Annotated in this window: 21 protein-coding genes; all 21 read left to right on the top strand. The window is 51.9% G+C overall.

Annotated elements, in window-relative coordinates:
* The first annotated feature begins 5 nt into the window (after positions 1-5).
* Positions 6-1166 (top strand): D-alanyl-D-alanine carboxypeptidase family protein, encoded by a 1161-nt coding sequence (locus ACQGQ5_RS14210; RefSeq protein ID WP_455737151.1) that lies wholly within the window; start codon positions 6-8, stop codon positions 1164-1166.
* A gap of 26 nt (positions 1167-1192) precedes the next feature.
* Positions 1193-2026 (top strand): pseudouridine synthase, encoded by an 834-nt coding sequence (locus tag ACQGQ5_RS14205; RefSeq protein ID WP_455737150.1) that lies wholly within the window; start codon positions 1193-1195, stop codon positions 2024-2026.
* Positions 1950-2342: a hypothetical protein gene (locus ACQGQ5_RS14200; RefSeq protein ID WP_455737181.1), complete on the top strand. Its 393-nt coding sequence runs from the start codon at positions 1950-1952 to the stop codon at positions 2340-2342. Before ACQGQ5_RS14205 ends, ACQGQ5_RS14200 begins: the two co-directional genes overlap by 77 nt.
* Positions 2343-2449: 107 nt before the next feature.
* A complete protein-coding gene (locus tag ACQGQ5_RS14195) occupies positions 2450-3808 on the top strand; it encodes an acyl-CoA carboxylase subunit beta (RefSeq protein WP_455737149.1) in 1359 nt (452 codons plus the stop codon).
* A 40-nt stretch (positions 3809-3848) separates the two neighbouring features.
* On the top strand, positions 3849-4250 hold the full coding sequence (locus ACQGQ5_RS14190; protein ID WP_455737148.1) for a biotin/lipoyl-containing protein: 402 nt from the start codon (positions 3849-3851) through the stop codon (positions 4248-4250).
* Positions 4251-4262: 12 nt separating this feature from the next.
* Complete coding sequence (locus ACQGQ5_RS14185; protein ID WP_455737147.1) at positions 4263-5663, top strand: oxaloacetate decarboxylase subunit alpha; 1401 nt, start codon at positions 4263-4265, stop codon at positions 5661-5663.
* 161 nt (positions 5664-5824) lie between these two features.
* The gene (locus ACQGQ5_RS14180) at positions 5825-6703 is read left to right on the top strand and encodes a YicC/YloC family endoribonuclease (RefSeq protein WP_455737146.1); all 879 of its coding nucleotides are present in this window, start codon (positions 5825-5827) and stop codon (positions 6701-6703) included.
* Between the two features lie 32 nt (positions 6704-6735).
* A complete protein-coding gene (remA, locus tag ACQGQ5_RS14175; RefSeq protein WP_219966407.1) occupies positions 6736-7014 on the top strand; it encodes an extracellular matrix/biofilm regulator RemA in 279 nt (92 codons plus the stop codon).
* Positions 7004-7615 carry a guanylate kinase gene (gmk, locus tag ACQGQ5_RS14170; RefSeq protein WP_455737145.1) on the top strand — a complete coding sequence of 204 codons (612 nt, stop codon included), beginning with the start codon at positions 7004-7006 and terminating at the stop codon, positions 7613-7615. Before remA ends, gmk begins: the two co-directional genes overlap by 11 nt.
* Positions 7608-7817, top strand: a complete 210-nt coding sequence (gene rpoZ, locus ACQGQ5_RS14165; RefSeq protein ID WP_455737144.1) for a DNA-directed RNA polymerase subunit omega — start codon at positions 7608-7610, stop codon at positions 7815-7817. Before gmk ends, rpoZ begins: the two co-directional genes overlap by 8 nt.
* A gap of 16 nt (positions 7818-7833) precedes the next feature.
* Positions 7834-10287, top strand: coding sequence for a replication restart helicase PriA (priA, locus tag ACQGQ5_RS14160; protein WP_455737143.1), 2454 nt, complete (start codon positions 7834-7836; stop codon positions 10285-10287).
* 15 nt (positions 10288-10302) lie between these two features.
* A complete protein-coding gene (gene def, locus ACQGQ5_RS14155; RefSeq protein ID WP_455737142.1) occupies positions 10303-10776 on the top strand; it encodes a peptide deformylase in 474 nt (157 codons plus the stop codon).
* A 17-nt stretch (positions 10777-10793) separates the two neighbouring features.
* Complete coding sequence (fmt, locus tag ACQGQ5_RS14150; RefSeq protein WP_455737141.1) at positions 10794-11720, top strand: methionyl-tRNA formyltransferase; 927 nt, start codon at positions 10794-10796, stop codon at positions 11718-11720.
* A gap of 29 nt (positions 11721-11749) precedes the next feature.
* Positions 11750-12454 (top strand): zinc metallopeptidase, encoded by a 705-nt coding sequence (locus tag ACQGQ5_RS14145; protein ID WP_455737179.1) that lies wholly within the window; start codon positions 11750-11752, stop codon positions 12452-12454.
* Entirely contained in the window at positions 12454-13806 is a 1353-nt protein-coding gene (gene rsmB / locus ACQGQ5_RS14140) for a 16S rRNA (cytosine(967)-C(5))-methyltransferase RsmB (protein ID WP_455737140.1), read from the top strand. Before ACQGQ5_RS14145 ends, rsmB begins: the two co-directional genes overlap by 1 nt.
* Before the next feature lie 20 nt (positions 13807-13826).
* A complete protein-coding gene (rlmN, locus tag ACQGQ5_RS14135; RefSeq protein ID WP_455737178.1) occupies positions 13827-14858 on the top strand; it encodes a 23S rRNA (adenine(2503)-C(2))-methyltransferase RlmN in 1032 nt (343 codons plus the stop codon).
* Positions 14839-15576 (top strand): Stp1/IreP family PP2C-type Ser/Thr phosphatase, encoded by a 738-nt coding sequence (locus tag ACQGQ5_RS14130; protein WP_455737139.1) that lies wholly within the window; start codon positions 14839-14841, stop codon positions 15574-15576. The genes rlmN and ACQGQ5_RS14130 overlap by 20 nt, the downstream gene beginning before the upstream one ends.
* Before the next feature lie 14 nt (positions 15577-15590).
* Positions 15591-17624, top strand: coding sequence for a Stk1 family PASTA domain-containing Ser/Thr kinase (gene pknB, locus ACQGQ5_RS14125; RefSeq protein ID WP_455737138.1), 2034 nt, complete (start codon positions 15591-15593; stop codon positions 17622-17624).
* Between the two features lie 5 nt (positions 17625-17629).
* Positions 17630-18517, top strand: a complete 888-nt coding sequence (gene rsgA, locus ACQGQ5_RS14120; protein ID WP_455737137.1) for a ribosome small subunit-dependent GTPase A — start codon at positions 17630-17632, stop codon at positions 18515-18517.
* Complete coding sequence (locus ACQGQ5_RS14115; protein ID WP_455737136.1) at positions 18502-19137, top strand: thiamine diphosphokinase; 636 nt, start codon at positions 18502-18504, stop codon at positions 19135-19137. The genes rsgA and ACQGQ5_RS14115 overlap by 16 nt, the downstream gene beginning before the upstream one ends.
* Before the next feature lie 445 nt (positions 19138-19582).
* The coding region (locus ACQGQ5_RS14110; RefSeq protein WP_455737135.1) for a DUF3794 domain-containing protein at positions 19583-20948 on the top strand (1366 nt) is incomplete at its 3' end.

Raw genomic sequence — 20948 nt, 5'->3', positions numbered from 1 at the left:
TATAAATGGATAGGCAGGTGGTTGTTTTGTTAAAAAAGAAAATATCTTTATGGTTATGTCTGTTCTTTTTCTCTTTTTCCTTTCCGGTTTCCGTATGGGCGGAGGGCCAGCCGCAGGTTTCGGCAAAATCGGCGGTATTGATGAACGCGGACGATGGGCGGGTACTGTACGCGAAGAACGAAAATGACAAACGGCCCATGGCAAGCACGACAAAGATCATGACTGCCCTGATTACGCTGGAAACCGCCGCGGTGGATAATAAAATCGTTACCATAACGGACGGCATGGTTCGGGTAGAGGGTTCCTCCATGGGTCTGAAGCCCGGCAACAAGCTCAGTCTGAAATCTCTGGCGGAAGGAATGCTGGTCGTTTCGGGAAATGACGCGGCCAATTCCGCGGCCATTGCCATAGGCGGTTCCTTAGAGGCCTTTGCGGAGCTGATGAATCAGCGGGCGCAGCAGTTGGGCATGAAGGATACCCATTTTGTCACGCCCTCCGGCCTGGACAATTCGGCGCATTATACAACGGCCAGCGATCTGGCCAAATTGGCCATGGCGGCGATGCAGAATCCCGATTTTGCGGAAATCGCCTCCCAAAAGGCGGTCACCGTGCAATATGTGAATCCGGCTCAGACCATCCGCTTTACCAATCACAACAAGCTGCTGAGCATGTATGAGGGCTGTATCGGGGTGAAAACGGGCTTTACCAAAAAATCCGGAAGATGCCTGGTCTCCTCGGCGGAGCGGGATGGGGTCTGTCTGGTCGCGGTTACGCTGGATGCGCCGGACGATTGGAACGATCATCAGAAAATGCTGAATTACGGGTTCGCGCAATTGTCCTCGTATCCCGTTGACGACTCCTCTTTCACAGTGCGGATCCCGGTTGTGGGCGGTTCGTCAAACCGGATTATGGTGAAGGGCAGCGAGGGGAAAGAAATCGTTGTGACCGCTGATGAAATACCGAATATAAAAAGGACTGTCGAACTGCCCTCTTTTTTTTATGCGCCCGTACGGGAAGGGCAGACGCTCGGCGTTGTCCGGTACACGCTGAACGGGAAAACGCTTGCCACAACGGATCTGATTGCCGACGGGCAGGTTCCGAGAGCTGCGATCCACAAAAACAGCTTCCAGATAGTTTGGGACTGGGTAAAAAATCTGTTTCTATAAATGAAATATAAAGGATGTATGACACGATGGCAAAAGATGTTAGGCTGCAAAAAATGCTTGCGGACTGCGGGGTTGCTTCCAGAAGAAAGGCGGAAGAAATGATTTCCGCCGGGGAAATAAAGGTGAATGGCGTTACAGCAAAAATCGGCGATAAGGTAGATCCGAAAAAGGATAAGGTCAGCGTGAACGGCAGGCTGCTGGACACTCATGTGAAGCCGGTCTATATCATGCTGAACAAACCGCGCGGCTTTATCACCACCATGAGTGACGAGATGGACCGCAAATGCGTGGCCGAGCTCATTAAGGATGTGCCGGAGCGTATTTATCCGGTGGGGCGTCTGGACCGGGAGTCCGAAGGGCTTCTGCTGATGACGAACGACGGGGAATTTGCCAACGCGATGACCCACCCGTCGCTGCATATTCCCAAAACCTATCGCGTAACGGTGCATCCTTCCATTTCGGAAGACCAGCTGACCCAGATAGCGGTGGGCATCGTAATCGACGGCAGAAAAACCGCACCGGCCAAGGTCAACGTTCTTTCCCAGGAGGCGGGGCGCGTGGTGCTGGAAATCGTGCTGTACGAAGGAAGAAACCGCCAGATCCGCAAAATGTGCGAACAGCTCGGTCTGGAAGTAGCACGGCTGAAGCGGATTGCGGTCGGTCCCGTAAAGCTCGGAATGCTCCAGCCCGGAACGTGGCGGCCCCTTACCGCTGAGGAAGTCAAAAAGCTTACCGCCGGGGCAAAAGCGGACAAGCAGCAAAAAGAAGCGGGGAGTGAAAAGGATGATTTCCATTCTGATATTAAACGACCAGGACAGAGCCGCCCAAATCATACGGACCGTCCCCGCCGCAGAAAATAACGCGCGGGTTCTCATGATGAGGGAAGGGGATCGGGAGCTGGGCTATGTGGTCGTCGACATGCAGTCTTCGGTGATCCGGATGCTGAAAATGGAGATCGCCGGGTGTGAAAGTCTGGAAGAGCTGGATGCCCCTGGCCGTTTGTGCGCGGACAGTATGCTCCGGGCCGCCGCCTCCTACGGAGCGACGATCGGCGCCTATCGGATGGAATCCCGGATCGACGGTCTTCAGGAGTTCCTTTCCGGATGCGGTTTTCTATGGTCAAATGATAAATTCACAAGTCCTCTGTCGAATTTTATAAAGATATGTAAAAAATAAACAGAATTTTCCGGAAATACTTGCGAACTTCTTTGTAATATATTATACTTAATTTGATTTCGTTAATTTTTTTACATGCGAATTCATATAAAACGGAGGAATTGAAAATGAGTAAGGTCGATTGTTCGGAACGGCTGCGCACCGCCCGTGACACGGCGAAAAACGCGACAGGCTATCGACGTATCAGCACTTTATTTGACGTAGGCAGCTTCAATGAAATCGACAGCTTGTCCAGGTCAGGGGAAGACTATACGGAAGTTGTCGCGGGTTATGGTACAATTGAAGGCGTCCCCGCTTACGCTTTTTCCCAGAACAGCGATGTTGCGGGCGGCTCCATGTCGAGCGCACAGGCTGCAAAAATCAAAAAATTATACAATCTTGCCCTTAAAACAGGACTTCCCGTCGTTGGGATCTACGATTCTATCGGCGGACGGCTGAAAGAGGGCGGTAATATGCTGGCGGCTTACGGCGACATTCTGTTGACCGCCAATCAGCTTTCGGGCGTTGTTCCCCAGATTTCACTCGTGCTGGGTCCCTGTATCGGCACGTCCGCTATGATCGCCGCCGGCGCCGATATTGTGGTGATGTCGGATAAGGGCGAGCTGACCATCGATACCAACGGGGAACACGGTTCCGCGGATGAGGCCGCAGAGCTGGGCGTTTGCCATCTTGCTGCCGGTGACGAGCAGGACGCGATTTCTTCCGTGCGCAAGCTGATTACCCTTCTGCCCTCCAATAATCTTTCCGGGGCCCCGATTCTGGATATCCAGGGTTCCGCCGATACGGCCGACCTGACCGATGATTCCGATCTCCGTTCCATTCTGTCGGCGGTTTGCGATGACGAAAGCTTTCTGGAGCTCAGTGAAAAATATGGTAAAGCCGCTGTCACGGGACTGTCCGAGATCGACGGCTCAACCACGGGCGTCGTTGCCCTGACCGGTGTGCTGGATGCGGATGCCTGCGCAAAGGCGGCGCGCTTTGTAAGGTTCTGCGACGCGTTTTCACTGCCGGTCGTCACCTTTGTAAACGCTGAAAAATTCACTTCCCTGCGGGAAGCTTCCAAGCTGTCCAGCTGCTATTCGGAAGCGACGACCGGAAAAGTCGCCGTCATTACCGGATCGGCTTACGGTCCGGTTTACGTTGCGGCAGCCGGGCGCGGAGCCAATGCCGATTATACCATGGCGTGGCCGAACGCAGTGGTTTCTCCGCTTGCACCGGAAACCGCGGCCGTATTTCTCTGGAATGACCGTCTGAAGGGCTCCGCCGATCCCGCTGAGGACCGTAAGCGGTTGATTGAAGAATACAAAACGACGGAAGCGTCTCCGTTTGGCGCCGCCGCCCACGGATTTGTGGAAGATATTATTCTGCCGGAGGAAACAAGAATCCGCGTGATTGCCGCCCTGCAGATGATATCGGGCAAAAGAGTTTCCGGTCTTCCCAAGAAACACAGCAACATTCAGATATAGTCACCGCGGATCCATTTGAATTATTTAGGAGGTCAAACATATGAAAAACCTTAAAATAACCGTCAACGGCACTGTTTATGATGTTCAGGTTGAAGAAGTAAGCGGTTCTGCCCCGGCATCCGCACCCGCCGCCCCGGCTGCCAAGGCCGCGGCCCCCGCTCCTGCTCCGGCAAGTGCACCCGCTGCACCGGCGCCGGCTCCCGCTCCGAAAGCGGCTGTTCCGGCCGATGCGGAACTGATTTCCTCCCCGATGCCGGGCACGATCGTTTCCGTTAACGTAGCCCCGGGCCAGGCTGTGAAAAAGGGAGACGTCCTGCTTGTTTTAGAGGCGATGAAAATGGAGAATGAGATTATGGCTCCGCACGACGCTGCCGTCGCGGCGGTTCATGTAAACAAAGGGGACAGTGTCGATTCCGGCACTCCTCTTGTTTCCCTCCAGTAAGGGGGTATTATCATGGCTAAAAAAATTGGAATTACCGAAACCGTCCTGCGCGACGCCCACCAGTCTTTGATTGCAACCAGAATGCCGATCGAAGACATGCTGCCCATCCTTGATAAGCTTGACAAGGTCGGGTACCATTCCCTGGAATGCTGGGGCGGCGCCACCTTCGACGCCTGTCTCCGCTTCCTGAACGAGGACCCGTGGGAAAGGCTGAGGACCCTGCGCAAAAATTGCCCAAACACAAAGCTGCAGATGCTTTTCAGAGGGCAGAATATGCTTGGCTACCGCCATTACGCCGACGACGTACTGGAATATTTTGTCCAGCGCTCCGTAGCGAACGGTATTGATATTATCAGAATTTTTGACGCCCTGAATGACATCAAGAATTTGAATGTCGCCATCAAGGCCGCCAAAAAAGAGGGCGCTCACGCACAGGTCGCCATTTCCTACACGACCGGCCCGATTTTTACGCATGAATATTATATCGATTATGCGAAGAGGATCGAGGAAACCGGAGCGGATTCCATCTGCATTAAAGATATGGCCGCCCTTTTAACGCCTTACGAAACCTACGACCTTGTCAAGGCCGTCAAATCCGCGGTCAAAATCCCGGTTCAGCTGCATACGCATTATACCTCCGGCCTTGCTTCCATGTGTGAGCTGAAGGCCGTGGAAGCCGGTGCCGATCTGCTTGACACGGCTATGTCTCCCCTGGCGCTGGGGACCTCCCATACACCGACGGAGTCCATGGTGGCGGCGCTCAAGGGAACGGAATACGATACCGGCCTGGATTTGGTTCTGCTCAACGAAATCAGGGAATATTTCATGACCCTGAGGGCGAAATACATCAAGAGCGGACTGCTCGACCCCAGTATGCTGGCGACAAACACGAAGGCCCTGATTTATCAGGTGCCGGGCGGAATGCTGTCCAACCTGCTTTCACAGCTGAAGCAGGCCGGCAAGGCAGACAAACTGGAGGAGGTCCTCCAGGAAGTCCCGCGTGTCCGCAAGGATTCCGGCTATCCGCCGCTGGTTACGCCTACGTCCCAGATCGTCGGCACACAGGCCGTGTACAATGTCATTACCGGCGAGCGTTACAAAATGTGCACGAATGAATTCAAGGATCTGGTCGCCGGAAAATACGGCTCCACTCCCTTGCCGATCGACGACGAGTTTGCGAAGAAGATCATCGGCGACACGCCGAGAATCACGTGCCGTCCGGCCGACCTGCTGCAGCCCGAACTTGAATCCCTCCGCAAAGAGTGCGCCCAGTGGACGGAGCAGGAGGAAGACGTTCTTTCCTACGCTCAGTTCCCGAAGGTCGCTGCCGACTTCTTCAAGAAACGCGCGGAGAAAAAATACGGCATTGACGGAAAGCACGCGGACGCCGAAAAAATGGTTCATCCAGTCTAATATCCTTTTCCCGATCAATTCAGCCCCAAAATTGGGGCTGAATTGTTTTGCTCTAGTTGACAATTCCTATGGAAAACTGATATTATTATTAATAATGCTCTTTGTTCAAAATGAAAGAGAACCCTGCACGATAAATTGAAAGTGAATTGAGATGATACTGCGTGATAAAAAGCATGACGGGCTTTGGAAGATGCGAAGAAGTGATCAGCGGAAGGGACATCATCATTGAAATTAAATCCGTGAATCACAGATATTTTGAGTTTTCATCCCGAATCACCCGCGGATACGGCTTTTTGGATGAAAAATTGAAATCCTACCTGCAAAGCAAAATTTCCAGAGGAAAAATCGACGTTTATGCTTCCATTGAGACCATGGAGGACACGGATGCCCAGGTGCTGGTCAACCATTCCCTGGCGGCGGGATATGTGAATGCGCTGCGGGAGCTTGCGCAGCGGTACAATCTGCGGGACGACATTTCCGTGGGGACCGTCTCAAGGTATTCCGACATCTTCACCGTCCATAAGGCGCCCGAAGACGAGCAGATCATTTGGGATTCCGTCCGGCAGGTCACCGACCGGGCGCTGACCGCGTTTCTGAAAATGCGGGAAACAGAGGGGGAACGCTTAAAGGCGGATGTTTTGCAGCGTGCGGAATCGATTTTGCAGACGGTCGGGAAAATCGAGGAGCGCTCGCCCCAGACCGTAAGCGAATATCAGCAGAAGCTGACCCAGAAGCTGACCGAGCTGTTGAGCGACAGCAATATCGACGAACAGAGAATCCTGACCGAAACGGCTATTTTTGCCGATAAGATCGCTGTCTCTGAAGAAACCGTACGGCTTCGCAGCCATTTTGAACAGTTCTCCAATATGCTGAATTCCAATGAGGCGATCGGCCGGAAACTGGATTTTATCGTACAGGAAATGAACCGTGAGGCGAATACCATCGGTTCCAAATGCATTGATTCCCAAATCGCGTACATGGTTGTGGACATCAAAGCGGAGATTGAAAAAATCCGCGAACAGATACAAAATATAGAGTAATCATTGCCAAGGCAATGGAGGGGGATGTCTTTATGAAGCTTATTAATATCGGATTTGGCAACATGGTTTCCGCCAACCGGCTTGTTGCGATTGTCAGTCCGGAATCCGCTCCGATCAAACGCGTGATACAGGACGCGAAGGAGCGCGGCACTTTGATCGACGCAACCTATGGCCGCCGCACCAGAGCGGTGATTATCACGGACAGCGACCATGTGATCCTGTCCGCCGTTCAGCCGGAGACCGTCGCCAACAGGCTGAACGACCGCGAAGAGGACCTCACCGACGAGGAGCTTGAAGACGATGAAGAATAAGGGGCTTCTGGTTGTCTTTTCCGGTCCGTCAGGTGCGGGGAAGGATACGATCCTGAAAAAGCTGCTGGAAAAGAATCCGAATATCCGCTTATCCGTATCGGCCACAACCCGTCGGCCCCGTGAGGGAGAAGTCCACGGCAGAGATTATTTTTTTGTGGACAGAGATGAATTTATCAGAATGACGCAACAGGACGAAATGATTGAAAGCGCGGAATACTGCGGAAATTTTTACGGTACTCCGCGCAAACCGATTGATCATTGGCTTGCAAATGGGGATGATGTCATTTTGGAAATCGAAGTGCAGGGCGGGTCCCAGATTAAAAGGAAATGTCCCGACAGCGTCAGTGTTTTTATCCTTCCCCCCTCGCTCGCGGCGCTTGAGCAGCGGCTGAAGGACCGCAGAACGGAAAGCGAAGAAGCGGTACAAAAAAGGCTTGCCGCCGCCGAAAAGGAAATCCTGGAAGCGGTCCACTACGATTACGCTGTGATTAACGATACGGTCGATCATGCGGTCGACGAAATTACTCACATTATTTGTGCCGAAAAGCATAAGGTAAAGAGAGATCATCTTTTAATTGAAAGGATACTGAATCATGCTTAAACCATCCGCAGATTTGATTGTAAGACCAAATCAAAGCCGTTATTCCCTCGTGATCGCTGTTGCAAAAAGAGCGAGAGAAATTGCGGCCGATGCTGAAAACAGGGGAGAAATCCTGATTGAAAAACCGGTTGATATGGCCGTTCACGAATTGATGGAAAATAAATACAGGATCGTCGAGCCCGACAGCCGTTCCAGAGAATAATCCGGCGAGGTATAAAATGTCCGATTTTACCATTGCAAAAGTAGCGGTAGAGAAAACCGTTTATCATTTTGATAAAGCTTTTGACTACACGGTTCCCTCCGGGCTTCTCGCAGCGGTGAAGCCGGGATGCCGTGTAATGGTGCCTTTCGGCGGGGCCGACAGCAAGCGGCAGGGAATGGTCCTCGCCCTGACCCGTCGGGACAGCGCGGAAAAGCTGAAGCCGGTTTTGGAGCTTCTGGACCCGGCTCCGCTCCTTTCCCAGGAGGCGCTCCGCCTTGTTCTTTGGCTGAAGGAGCATTATTTCTGCACGCTTTATGATGCCGTCAAGCTGCTTTTGCCAACGGGAATCAATTTTAAAATCAGGACGGAGTATTCGCTTGCCGTTCCCATTCCTTCTTTGGATATGGACGGCTTGGACGAAGTTGAAAAGCAGATCGTTCTCTATCTTTCCCATGCCGGCGCCGGCGTCGACCGTGATAAGCTTTTAAAGGAGCTGGGACTTTCCGGTGATTCCAATATCCCCGAAAAGCTCTGTAAGGCGAACATCCTGGTCAAAAGCAGCGGAACAGTCCGGCAGGTGGGAGACGCCTCGCAGAAAATGGTGCGGTTAACCGAAAATCAGGAACCGCATAAACTGACGCTGAAGCAGAAAAGCGTTTACGATCTTCTCAGCGACGTCGGCAGCGCTTCTTTAAAGGAACTCTGTTATTTTGCGGGTGTTACCCCCGTGGTTGTGAACGCGCTGGTCAAAAAGGAACTCGCGCAATACTACGAGGTTGAAATTTATCGGAATCCCTACGATCATATCCAGAACGGCGGGCCCGCGGAAGACATCGTCCTTTCCGCGGAGCAGCAGCAGGCATACGCGAATTTATACCGGCAATACGCTTCCGGCAGCGGCGGCGTTTCTTTGCTGTACGGTGTTACCGGCAGCGGCAAAACGTCCGTTTTTATGAAGCTGATCGATGCGGTCAGATCGGACGGCCGCGGCGTGATCGTGATGGTACCGGAGATTTCCCTTACCCCTCAGACGATCTCTTTGTTTCACCAGCGCTACGGAAGGGACGTCGCTGTCTTTCACAGCGGACTGAGCCTTGGGGAGCGCATGGACGAATGGAAAAGAGTCAGGAACGGGGAAGCGCTGATCGCGGTTGGGACGCGTTCGGCGGTTTTTGCTCCGTTTGAAAATCTGGGACTCGTTATTTTGGATGAGGAACAGGAATACACCTATAAATCGGAATCGTCCCCGCGCTATCATGCGCGGGATGTGGCAAAGTTTCGCTGCGCTTACCATAAGGCGCTGCTTGTACTGTCCTCGGCGACTCCGTCCATTGAAAGCTATTATCTGGCACAGAACGGGCGCTACGGCTTTAATGTCCTTTCCACCCGTTACGGCAACGCCGTCCTTCCGGAAGTAACGGTGGTGGATATGAATGCGGAGGTGGAAAGCGGAAACACTACGATTTTGAGTTCGGTTCTGCATCAGGCGTTGGATGAGAACCTGAAAAACGGCCGTCAGTCGATTATTCTTCTGAACCGCAGGGGATATAACACATTCGTTTCCTGCAAGGCCTGCGGCCATGTAATGACGTGTCCGAACTGCAGCATTTCGCTGACCTACCACTCTGCCAATCACCGCCTGATGTGCCATTACTGCGGCTATTCCATGCCCCTGATCAAGGAATGCCCCCAGTGCCATGAAAATAAAGTCCGCTTCACCGGTTACGGCACGCAGCGGGCTGAACAGCAGCTGCGGGAGCTCTTGCCCGATGCGCGTATACTGAGGCTGGACACCGACTCGACGATGACGCGGTTTGCCTACGAGAAAAAGCTCCGGCAGTTTGCCGAAGGAGAATACGACATTATCATCGGGACGCAGATGGTCGCAAAAGGGCTTGATTTTGAAAATGTTACGCTTGTCGGTGTGCTTTCGGCCGATCAGACGCTTTACAGCGACGATTTCAGAAGCTATGAGCGCGCGTTCGACCTTCTGACACAGGTAGTCGGCCGTTCGGGCCGCGGTCAGTTTGCGGGGAAAGCGATGATTCAGACCTTTACCCCGGAAAACGATATTATCAAGCTTGCCGCCAGGCAGGATTATCAGGAATACTATGAAGGGGAAATTGCGATCCGAAAAGCGATGCTCTATCCTCCTTTTTCAGATATTTGTGTTGTCGGTTTTGTGGGCGGTACGGAAGCGAAGGTGCGGGAAGCCAGCAAAGTCTTTTTAAATATGCTGAGAACTCTTGCACAAAGCGAGTATTCCTGGCAGCCGATGAGGGTGCTGGACCCCTCTCCGGCATTAATCGGGAAAGTAAGTAATAAATATAGATATAAATTGATCATTAAATGCCGCAATCGTACAAAATTCAGGGAAATGATCTCCCGCCTGCTGATTCGGTTTGCGGGGGTGCGAGAATTTTCCTCGGTATCGGTATTTGCGGATATGAACCCTGACAGTATTATGTAACTTGGAGGTATAATTATGGCGATACGAAACATTATAAAAGAGGGAGACCCGTTCCTGAATAAAGTCTCCCGTCCGGCAGATAAATTTGACAAAAAGCTCGCAATCCTGCTGGACGATATGCAGGAAACCATGCACAGCGCCGACGGAGTCGGTCTTGCCGCGCCGCAGGTGGGGATTTTGAGAAGGGCCGTTGTCATCGACATCGGCGAAGGCCCGATCGAGCTGATCAATCCTGTTTTTCTGGAACAGAGCGGGGAGCAGGAATGTTTGGAAGGCTGTTTGTCCGCCCCCGGGCAATACGGCATTACAAAGCGCCCGATGCATGTGAAGGTCCGGGCCCAGAACCGCAAAGGGGAATCCTTTGAAATAGAAGGGGAAGAACTGCTCGCCACGGTGATGTGCCATGAGATCGACCATCTGGACGGCATTCTGTTCAAATCGCATGTGATTCATATGCTGAGTGATGAAGAGCTGGCGAAGTTAAAATAAGAAAAGCGGGTGATTCAATGCGTATTGTCTTTATGGGAACGCCGGAATTTGCCGTTCCGTGCCTGAAAAGCCTGATTGACGCGGGGCATGACGTCCGCGCTGTTTTTACGCAGCCAGACAAGCCGAAGGGGAGAGGCTATGCGCTTACGCCCCCTCCGGTCAAGGTGCTGGCCGCCGAAAAAAATATCGAGGTCTTTCAGCCGAAAACGCTTCGCACCGCCGAAGCCGCCGAAACGATCCGGAATCTGAAGCCGGACGTGATCGTCGTCGTCGCCTACGGAAAAATACTGCCGAAAGAGGTTCTGGAGATCCCGCCTTACGGCTGCATCAATGTTCACGCGTCCCTTTTGCCGAAATACCGCGGAGCCGCCCCGATTCAATGGTCCGTGATCAACGGGGAAAAGGCTACGGGTGTTACCACAATGTATATGTCGGAGGGGCTGGACACCGGAGATATGTTGCTGACCGCCCGGACGGAGATCGGTCCGGAGGAAACCTCCGGCGAGCTGCATGACCGGCTTTCGCTGATGGGCGCGGATCTGATCGTCGAAACTCTTCAGAAAGTAGAGGACGGAACGATCCAGCGCATTCCGCAGAGCGAGGAAAATACCTGCTATGCCTCCATGCTGACAAAAGAGCTTTCCCGTATCGACTGGAATCAGCCGGCCGGTACGATCCACAATCTGGTCCGGGGGCTTTCCCCGTGGCCTGTGGCAAATACGACCTACCACGGCAGGCTTTTGAAAATTCACAGGACCGGACCGGCTGGCCAATGCAAAGGAAAACCCGGCGAAATTTTGGCGGCGGGCGGCTCGTTTGTCGTTTGCTGCGGGGAAAAGACCGCCCTTGAGCTTGTGGAAGTTCAATACGAAGGCGGGAAAAAAATGAACGGAAAAGATTTTCTTCGCGGGCATCCAACCGGCGAAGATTTTATGGTAAAATAAAGAAAACAACGGAGGGATGAATCATGGGTATGGGACTTTATTATTTTGACTATACATATTTCGTATATATTGTGCCCGCGCTGATTGTGACAATGATCGCACAGTTTCGGGTAAAGTCGACTTTTGAAAAATATTCCCGTATCTCAACGGCAGGAAATATGACGGGGGCACAGGCGGCCTCCAGCGTTGCGCAGTTCGGCGGCGCTCCCGGCGTACAGGTGCGGCGCGTTTCCGGAAACCTGACCGACCATTTTGATCCCCGGGACAATACGATCAGCCTTTCGGACCAGGTTTACGCTTCTACCTCCATTGCGTCGCTTGGCGTAGCCGCTCACGAAGCGGGTCACGCCATCCAGCACGCGCAGGGATACCTGCCGAACAAAATCCGCGCTGTTTTGGTTCCCGTTACGAATTTCGGGTCCCGGCTCGCGGTTCCGCTGATTATTGTCGGGCTGTTTTTGCCTGTTCAGTACGATTTCGTCGTGAATCTGGGAATCGCCCTTTACAGTTTTTCCGTATTGTTCCAGCTCGCAACGCTTCCCGTTGAGTTCAACGCCAGCTTCCGGGCGATCCGAGCGCTGGACGAGGCCGGTATTTTGTATCCTGATGAGCTGGAGGGCGCAAAAAAAGTCCTGCGGGCGGCGGCGATGACGTATCTGGCTGCAAGCTTTACCGCCATTATGTCCCTGCTGAGGCTGCTTGTGCTCGCCGGAAACAGAAGGAGCCGGGATTGATGGACAGTGCGAGAGCCGCAGCACTGGCCGCTCTTTTGCATGTCGATGTGAACGAAGGCTATTCCAATATTGTTCTGGACAAAACGCTGCCTTCCTTTTCTCTGGAACCGCGCGACAAGGCGCTTGCCTCCGCGATCTTTTACGGAGTGCTGGAACGCCGGATCACCCTGGACTACTTCATCAGCCGTTTTTCTAAAATGCCGCTGAAAAAGCTTTCCCCACAGGTACTGGAAATCCTGCGCATGGGCGCCTATCAGATTCTGTACCTTGAAAAAATTCCAAAGTCGGCCGCGGTCAATGAATCCGTTATTCTTGCAAAAGAAAACAATGCTGTAAAGGCGTCTGGCTTTATTAACGCGGTTCTTCGGTCTCTGATCCGAAATCTTGAAAATTTAAAGATTCCCGATGCCGAAAAGGATCGGCTGCTGTCTCTCAGCATTCAGTATTCGTGCCCGCAATGGCTGATTTCCCTGTGGCAAAAATCCTATGGCGAGGAATGTACGCTCCGCTTGCTGGAGAGCACTTTTTCAAAGCCGCCCGTATTTGCCAGAACGAATAATATTTATATTTCTGAGGAAAACTTAATTGAAAAGCTGAATGCGGAAGGTGTAAAGGCTGTTCCCGTTACTTGGCTGGAGCAGGCTGTTGAATTGCGGCAGACGGGCGCAATCGGCCAGCTCGAAAGCTACCGGGAGGGCCTGTTTCACATACAGGATCTTTCTTCTCAGCTCTGCTGCTTCCTGTTTCATCCGCTTCCCGGCGAGCGGGTCGTCGACGTATGCTCCGCGCCCGGAGGCAAAGCCTTTACCATGGCCGAGCTCATGGAAAATAAAGGTGAGCTTCTCGCCTTTGACAAATATAAAGGAAAGGTGAACCTGATCCGGCGGGGAGCGCAGCGCTTAAAGCTCTCTGTAATCAGCGCCGCCGCACGGGACGCTTCCGCTGCGGAAGACGATTTGCCCCCGGCGGATAAAGTCCTTTGCGACGTGCCGTGTTCCGGTCTCGGGATCCTTCGCAGAAAACCGGAAATTAAGTATAAATTACCGTCAGCTATTGACAGTTTGCCTGATTTGCAGTACCTTATTCTGTGTAAATCATCAAAACTGGTCAAGACGAATGGAACTTTATTTTATTCAACCTGCACTTTGAACCCGAAAGAGAACGGCGAGGTGGCGGAAAGATTCCTTCGGAACAGCCATGGCTTTGAGCCTTTGCCTCTCAATCTGCCCGGTCAGGTTTGTCATGCCGTCGAAGGGGAACCGGAGAACCAGCTGACGCTGATGCCTCACGTTCACGGGACGGACGGCTTCTTTATCGCGGCTTTTCGAAGAAAACAGGAGTGGATGTCTTGAGTTTGCAGGATCTGAAATCAATGACTCTCGAAGAAATCAAAGCCGATTTTGCCGCTGACGGCCAACCGGCTTTTCGTGCTTTGCAGGTTTATAGATGGCTGCATCGCGGAGCGGAAGATTTTGAACAAATGTCCGATCTGTCGAAAGCCTTCCGGCAGGAGCTGTCGGAAAAATATTACATAGCGAATGCTGTGATAGAAAAAAGACTGGAATCCCGTTTGGATGAAACCGTAAAATATCTGTTTCGCCTGAATGACGGAGAATATGTGGAAAGCGTTCTGATGGACTACCATCACGGTCACACGCTCTGTATTTCCACACAGGTCGGCTGCAAAATGAACTGTGCGTTCTGCGCAACGGGGAAAAGCGGTTTTTCCAGGAACCTGACGGCTTCCGAAATGCTTGCGCAGATTCAGTCAGCCCAGAAGGATGCCGGTATCCGGATATCCAATGTTGTGATGATGGGGATGGGAGAACCGCTGGACAACTATCAGAACGTGCTTCGTTTCCTGGAGCTGGTTTCTTCCGATGAGGGAATGAACATCGGGATGAGGCACATTTCTCTTTCCACCTGCGGCGTTGTGGATAAGATTTATGATCTTGCGGAAAAGAAGCTTCAGCTCACCCTGTCTGTGTCCCTGCACGCGCCGAACGACGAAATCCGTTCCAGAACCATGCCGGTCAACCGGAAATGGGGAATGGAGGAACTGATGAAGGCGTGCCGGTACTATGCCGATATGACGGGCCGCCGGATTTCTTTTGAGTACGCTATGATCCGCGGGGTGAACGACAGCGACGCCTGCGCAAGGGAGCTTGCGGGAAGACTGAGCGGGATACTCAGCCATGTCAATCTGATTCCTGTCAATGATGTCGGCGGAACCGGATTTCAAAAAAGCTCCGCCGACCGACTGCAAAAATTCAGCCGTATCCTTTCGGGCAAAGGAATTACCGTTACCGTCCGGAGGACGCTCGGCTCGGATATCAATGCTTCCTGCGGACAGCTCAGACGCAGGCACAAAGAGGAGGTGGCCAATGTTGAGAGTATTCAGTAAAAGTGATATTGGCCTTGTCAGACAAACCAATCAGGACGCCTGCAAAAGCGGCGCCTTTTCCGAAAATTCCGCTTGGGCCGTTGTCTGTGACGGAATGGGCGGCGTCAACGGAGGCAATGTTGCGAGTGAAATTGCGGTAGAGAAAATTTCCGAAAGCATTGCCGCGTCCTATCAGGAAGGGATGACTGACAGTTCCGTAAAGGATCTGATTCTGACGGCGATTCACAACGCCAATCTTGCCGTCCATGACGAAGCAATGAACCATATTCAGCTTGCCGGTATGGGAACGACCGTGGTTGCGGTGATCGTTTCGGGCGGGGTGGCCCATATTGCCCATGCCGGGGACAGCAGGGCATATTTAATAACGGAAAATAATATCCGGCAATTGACTACGGACCACTCCATGGTACAGGAAATGGTTAATAACGGGGACATTACGGAGCAGCAGGCAAAAATCCATCCCCAGAAAAACATCATCACCCGTGCGCTGGGTGTCGAACCTTCCATTCAAATTGATTACTGCGAAAATGAGTTTCGTTCCGGCAGCATGCTTCTGATCTGTACGGACGGTCTTACAAATTATATCGACGCCAAACAGATTTTTGCGCTGTCCAAAACCACGGATGCCGACAGCCTGACAGACAAGCTTGTAACGCTCGCGAAAGACTGTGGGGGCGGTGACAACATTACGGTTGTCATCATTGAAAACTACTGCTGACAGGAGTTGATTTTATGGATAAATACACAGGGAAACGGCTCGACGGACGCTATGAAATACATGAACTGATCGGTACCGGCGGAATGGCTCTGGTTTACCGCGCGTATGATACGATCGACGACCGTACGGTCGCGATCAAAATACTCAAGGACGAGTTTTTGGGAAACGACGAGTTTATCCGGCGCTTCAAAAATGAGTCCAAGGCGATTGCGGTGCTTTCCCACCCAAACATTGTCAAGGTTTACGACGTCAGCTTTGGTGACAGAATCCAGTATATTGTCGAAGAATTTATCGATGGCATTACGCTAAAGGAATATTTGGATCAGCAGAAGGAAATCAAATGGAAAGAGGCCATCCATTTTACCGTCCAGATTCTGCGCGCGCTTCAGCACGCTCACGAAAAGGGAATCGTCCATCGCGACATAAAGCCCCAGAACATCATGCTGCTGCAGGACGGCACGATCAAAGTGACCGATTTCGGCATTGCCCGTTTCTCGCGCAGTGAAACGCGGACGATGACGGACAAAGCGATCGGTTCGGTCCATTACATTGCGCCGGAGCAGGCGAGGGGCGATCTGACCGACGAAAAGGCGGACATTTACTCCGTAGGGGTCATGCTTTACGAAATGATTACGGGCCGTCTTCCGTTTGAAGCCGACAGCGCTGTTTCCGTCGCCATTATGCAGCTGCAGGCAGACCCCAAGCCCCCCAAGGAGATCAACCCCTCCGTACCGGAAGGACTGGAGGAAATCACGTTAAAGGCGATGCAGAAAAATCCCGCGCAAAGGTATCAGTCCGCTGCGGAAATGCTCAGGGATATCGAAGCTTTCCGGAGAAATCCCAGCATCAGCTTCCAGTACAAATATTTTATCGACGAGAAGCCTACCAAATATATCGACGCGATCAACACGGTAAAGGGAGCGGAACCCTCCGCGTACAATGATAATTACGAATATGAGGAGGAACCGTCCAGAGCGCCCAAAAAGAAGAAGAAAAAATCGGCTGCCTCTTTAGTGATTGCGGGGATTGCCTCCGCGTTTCTGATTGTCGTCATCGGCTTTGGCATCGCCGCGCTGTTCCACAGCTGCAACAGCGGAGCCGGCAATATTGTACTGCCTGATTTTACCGGAAAAACCTACGATGAGGTACAGGAAGAAGTAAAGAACAACGACCAGTATAAAAATCTGACCTTTGTTACCGAAACAAAAAACGACTCCACTCAGAAAACGGGAATTGTTCTGAGCCAAAGCCCCAAAGAGGGCACGACCGTAAAAGCGAATGCGGAAATCACCCTTACCATTAACGCGGGCGGCAAACCGGTCTCTGTTCCCGACGTTTCCAACAAGACGCAGGAGGAAGCGATCGCCGATCTGGGAAAGGTCAATCTGCTGTACGAGGTCCTGCCCGTGGTGGACGACCAAACCGATAAGGGCCATGTCAAAAATACCGATCCCCCCGCAGGGACACAGGTCACGGAGGGAACCAAGGTGAAGATTTACGTCAGCACCGGCGGCGAGGGAGAAAAAACGCCCGTTCCTGCCGTGATCGACAAAAGTATCGAGGATGCAAAAACGGAAATTATCGCGGCGGGTCTGACAGTCGGGGACATTACCGCACGGGACGACAGCGATAAAGCGAAAGACGTGGTCATCGAAACCTCCCCGCTGCCCGGTGTGCAGGCTGTGAAAGGCAGCGCGGTATCCATTGTCGTCAGCTCTGGCAAGAAATCGGAGCAATCCATCGATGTCTTTGTCAAGCTCCCGAAGGAAGTAACGCACGACATCAACCTGAAAGCGTATTTGGGCAATGAGCTCCAGACGGAAAAGACCGTGAACCCGTCCTATAACGACGTATGCCAGCTTACTTTTAAAGGCAGCAGCGGCAAAAAGCAGCTGATTATTCAGCTGGACGGAAACAAGTATCAGGAGTTTACGCTTGACTTTGACGCGGGCACTTCCACGGCGGGGGAAAGCTATCCGTATAACAATGCCAGCAGTACGGGGGGAAGCAGCGAGATCCCGAGCGGCGTCATCACTCCTTCGGACTGATGCTTATGGATAAGATAAACGGTACCATTCTCAAAGGTATCGGCGGTTTCTACTATGTGGAGGCCGCCGATACGCTGTATGAATGCAAAGCAAGGGGTGTTTTCCGAAAAAATAAGGTGACCCCTTTCGTCGGCGACCATGTAACCGTCAGTCTGGAGAAAGACGGGACAGGCACGATCGAGGAAATACTCCCACGGAAGAATTCTTTGGTGCGCCCGCCGGTTGCAAACATCGATCAGCTGGTGATCGTCGTGTCGATCTGCGATCCGTCCCCCAGCACGCTGGTGATTGACAAAACCATTGCGGCGGCGGAGGACAAGGGGATTGAGCCTGTGATCGTGATCTCCAAAAGCGATTTGAAAGACTGCCAGTGGCTGAACGATATTTATCAGACGACCGGGATCCCGCTGCTTACGGTTTCTTCGGCTACGGGAGAGGGAATTGAAGAGGTAGAGAAGCTACTGAAGGGCAAAATATCCGCTTTTACAGGAAATTCCGGGGTCGGAAAATCCTCTCTTCTGAACAGGATCGATTCGCGCTTCCATCTACAGACCGGAGAAATCAGCCAGAAGCTTGGACGCGGCCGCCACACCACAAGACAGGTTGCCTTTTTAAAGCTGGGGGAGAATACCTATGTTGCGGACACGCCGGGCTTCTCTTCCATCAGCGTGGAACGCTATGATCTGGTGAAAAAGGAAAACCTTCAGTATTGCTTCCGGGAATTTGAACCCTATCTGAATCAGTGCAAATTTGTCTCCTGTTCCCACACCTGCGAAAAGGGCTGTGCGGTTCTGAAAGCGGTGGAAGAGGGGACGATCAGCACATCCCGTCACGAAAGCTATGTCGCCATGTACAATGAAGTGAAAGATCTGAAAGAATGGAATATGAAATGAAAAAATGCGTGATTATCGGTTCGGCGCCCTGCGAATACGGCGGAATTCTGAATGAAATCGACCGTGATCATTCTTTTATTATTTGCGCCGACGGCGGTCTGGACGTTGCGCTGGAGCATCATCTCACACCCGATCTGCTCATCGGCGATTTCGACTCTGTAAAAAATGAATTGCCGAAGGACATTGAAACGATCCGCCTGAACAAAGAAAAAGACGATACCGATATGATGGCGGCCATCAGGGAAGCGATCAAAAGGGGATACCGTGATTTTACCCTTTTCGGCGCTCTGGGCGGAAGGATCGATCATTCCTTTTCCAATTTCTGCGCGCTGCAGTATCTGGCTTCCCAGGGTTGTAAAGCGGCGATTGCGGACAGGGACTGCCGGGTATTCCTGCTTTCGGGCGGAAAGCTGACGCTGAGCGGGATGAAAGGCCGGACGGTTTCCGTTTTCCCTTTTGGCGTCGGTTTCTGTACGGTGAGCTATGAAGGAATGAAATATCCGCTCAGGGAAGCGTCTATTTCCTCCGCTTATCCGCTCGGCGTCAGCAACGAGATCACGGAGGATCAGGCGCAGATTTTTGTTCACAGCGGAAACGCCCTGATTTTTTTACTGTCATAAGCGAACCAAAATCTTTGCCGCTGAATATAATGAGGATAAGACAAAAGAAATATCGTCTTATTTTTATGATGGCGGTGAGCTGGATGGGGCAACGAAATAATGGCTTGGTTGCAAAATGCGCGGTTGCTTTTGGGCTCGGGCTGGCTGCCTCTTGTTTTTGCCCAACGGGATTAATCCTGTTTATAGTAGCGATCATCTTGGTCATATTGGGAATCACACTTTTAAGGTGTGGAACATAATGGGAGGTTTGTGAGATGAAAGTAGTCGTTTTGAAGAGCTCAAAATTTTTAGGATTTGTATTACGGAAGTTTTTTAACATAAAAAAAGAATATTAAAAAATGGATGCCGGCTGCTGATGCAGCCGGTAATTTTTTATGCGAATGCGCATAAACCGTACAAGATTAGAATAACAATTAGGTAGAAACAGGAAAAGGAGAGAACCTTTATGGATTATATGCTTAACCGTGAGGCGTTAGCCGCCAGCGAAGTGATTTATGACGGCTGCCAGGAGCAGCCGGTGGATCTCGACATCAGCCTGCCTGACTACTGTCCCGATATACAGCGCATTTTGAAATGTCAGGTTTATCCGCACATCACCTCCAGAAGCATTACAGGGGACAGACTGGAGCTGGAGGGCAGCTACACCGTGAAAATACTCTATCTTGATCCCGGCGGTACGGCTGTTCACTGCTATGAAACCAGCCAGTCGTTTTCCGCCGCCATCCAGTTGAAGCAGACTGCCGACAACGCGCAGATTTTTGCGTTTACCAGGGTGGAATATATTAACTGCCGTGCGACCAGTCCCCGGCGCCTGGACATACACGGTTCTTTTTCCGCATGCGCAAAAGTAATTGTGCAGGGGGAGAACGAGGTGGTCTCCAACATAGACGGCGAGGGAGTGGAAGAGCAGAAAAGCACTCTGCAGATCAACAAGATGGCCGGGTTCGCTCAGCAGCAGTTTACGGTGGAAGAGGTGCTGGAGCTTGGGCAGGGCAAGCCGCCCGCGGATAATCTGGTCCGTTCCGACGCGTTCGCGGTGCTTCAGGACTACACCCCTGTCGCAAACAAGCTGATGATCAAGGGAGAGGTATGCGTAAAATTCCTGTATTCCACAGCCGATAACGAAGCCGCTCTGGAAGTGATGGAGTACGCGCTTCCGTTCAATGAAATGGTTGACTGTGAGGGAGCCTCTGAAGACTGTATCTTCAATATTCAGCTGAAGGTTGCCGGGCTGGAAGCACAGATCAAAAACGATTATTCCGGCGACCAGACCTACTTTGACGTTCAGGCCAGGGTGTTTGTGAACGCCTCTGCCTATCAGAATTCCGACGTTACCATGGTAACGGACGCCTACTCCAAACAGTACGAGCTGAACATCAGCTCCAAACAGAAAAACATCGACAATGCTGTTGAATTCATCAACGATACCGATATTCACAAGGGTTCTCTGGCGCTGGAGGATATACCGATTTCGAAAATTATCGATATCTGGAATGAAATGAACACTGTTTCCGCCGACTACGCAAACGGACAGATCAATTATAAGGGGAAATTCAATATCTGTGTGCTTGCCCTGAATCCGGACAATAAGCCCGTCTATTTTGAACGGCTGATGGATTTTGAATATGCCCGCCCCTACCAGGCGAAAGAGGATCATATCAAATGCAGCGCCTCGATGCTGGTGGCGGGAATCAGCTACCGGATTACGGGCGGAGGAATCGATCTGAAGGTTGAATTAAGGCTCAGCGCCGGAATTTACAGCCAATACAGCCTGAAGCTGATCACGGATGTCGCAGCTGACGAAACCAAAC

Source organism: Caproiciproducens sp., assembly GCF_053840905.1.
This window is presented reverse-complemented; position numbering and strand designations above follow the sequence as displayed.

What these genes read in the sequence shown, in the direction of transcription:
- ACQGQ5_RS14210 (WP_455737151.1), top strand. Translation starts at nt 6, where the DNA reads ATGGATAGGCAGGTGGTTGTTTTGTTAAAAAAGAAAATATCTTTATGG.
- ACQGQ5_RS14205 (WP_455737150.1), top strand. Translation starts at nt 1,193, where the DNA reads ATGGCAAAAGATGTTAGGCTGCAAAAAATGCTTGCGGACTGCGGGGTT.
- ACQGQ5_RS14200 (WP_455737181.1), top strand. Translation starts at nt 1,950, where the DNA reads ATGATTTCCATTCTGATATTAAACGACCAGGACAGAGCCGCCCAAATC.
- ACQGQ5_RS14195 (WP_455737149.1), top strand. Translation starts at nt 2,450, where the DNA reads ATGAGTAAGGTCGATTGTTCGGAACGGCTGCGCACCGCCCGTGACACG.
- ACQGQ5_RS14190 (WP_455737148.1), top strand. Translation starts at nt 3,849, where the DNA reads ATGAAAAACCTTAAAATAACCGTCAACGGCACTGTTTATGATGTTCAG.
- ACQGQ5_RS14185 (WP_455737147.1), top strand. Translation starts at nt 4,263, where the DNA reads ATGGCTAAAAAAATTGGAATTACCGAAACCGTCCTGCGCGACGCCCAC.
- remA (WP_219966407.1), top strand. Translation starts at nt 6,736, where the DNA reads ATGAAGCTTATTAATATCGGATTTGGCAACATGGTTTCCGCCAACCGG.
- gmk (WP_455737145.1), top strand. Translation starts at nt 7,004, where the DNA reads ATGAAGAATAAGGGGCTTCTGGTTGTCTTTTCCGGTCCGTCAGGTGCG.
- rpoZ (WP_455737144.1), top strand. Translation starts at nt 7,608, where the DNA reads ATGCTTAAACCATCCGCAGATTTGATTGTAAGACCAAATCAAAGCCGT.
- priA (WP_455737143.1), top strand. Translation starts at nt 7,834, where the DNA reads ATGTCCGATTTTACCATTGCAAAAGTAGCGGTAGAGAAAACCGTTTAT.
- def (WP_455737142.1), top strand. Translation starts at nt 10,303, where the DNA reads ATGGCGATACGAAACATTATAAAAGAGGGAGACCCGTTCCTGAATAAA.
- fmt (WP_455737141.1), top strand. Translation starts at nt 10,794, where the DNA reads ATGCGTATTGTCTTTATGGGAACGCCGGAATTTGCCGTTCCGTGCCTG.
- ACQGQ5_RS14145 (WP_455737179.1), top strand. Translation starts at nt 11,750, where the DNA reads ATGGGACTTTATTATTTTGACTATACATATTTCGTATATATTGTGCCC.
- rsmB (WP_455737140.1), top strand. Translation starts at nt 12,454, where the DNA reads ATGGACAGTGCGAGAGCCGCAGCACTGGCCGCTCTTTTGCATGTCGAT.
- rlmN (WP_455737178.1), top strand. Translation starts at nt 13,827, where the DNA reads ATGACTCTCGAAGAAATCAAAGCCGATTTTGCCGCTGACGGCCAACCG.
- ACQGQ5_RS14130 (WP_455737139.1), top strand. Translation starts at nt 14,839, where the DNA reads ATGTTGAGAGTATTCAGTAAAAGTGATATTGGCCTTGTCAGACAAACC.
- pknB (WP_455737138.1), top strand. Translation starts at nt 15,591, where the DNA reads ATGGATAAATACACAGGGAAACGGCTCGACGGACGCTATGAAATACAT.
- rsgA (WP_455737137.1), top strand. Translation starts at nt 17,630, where the DNA reads ATGGATAAGATAAACGGTACCATTCTCAAAGGTATCGGCGGTTTCTAC.
- ACQGQ5_RS14115 (WP_455737136.1), top strand. Translation starts at nt 18,502, where the DNA reads ATGGAATATGAAATGAAAAAATGCGTGATTATCGGTTCGGCGCCCTGC.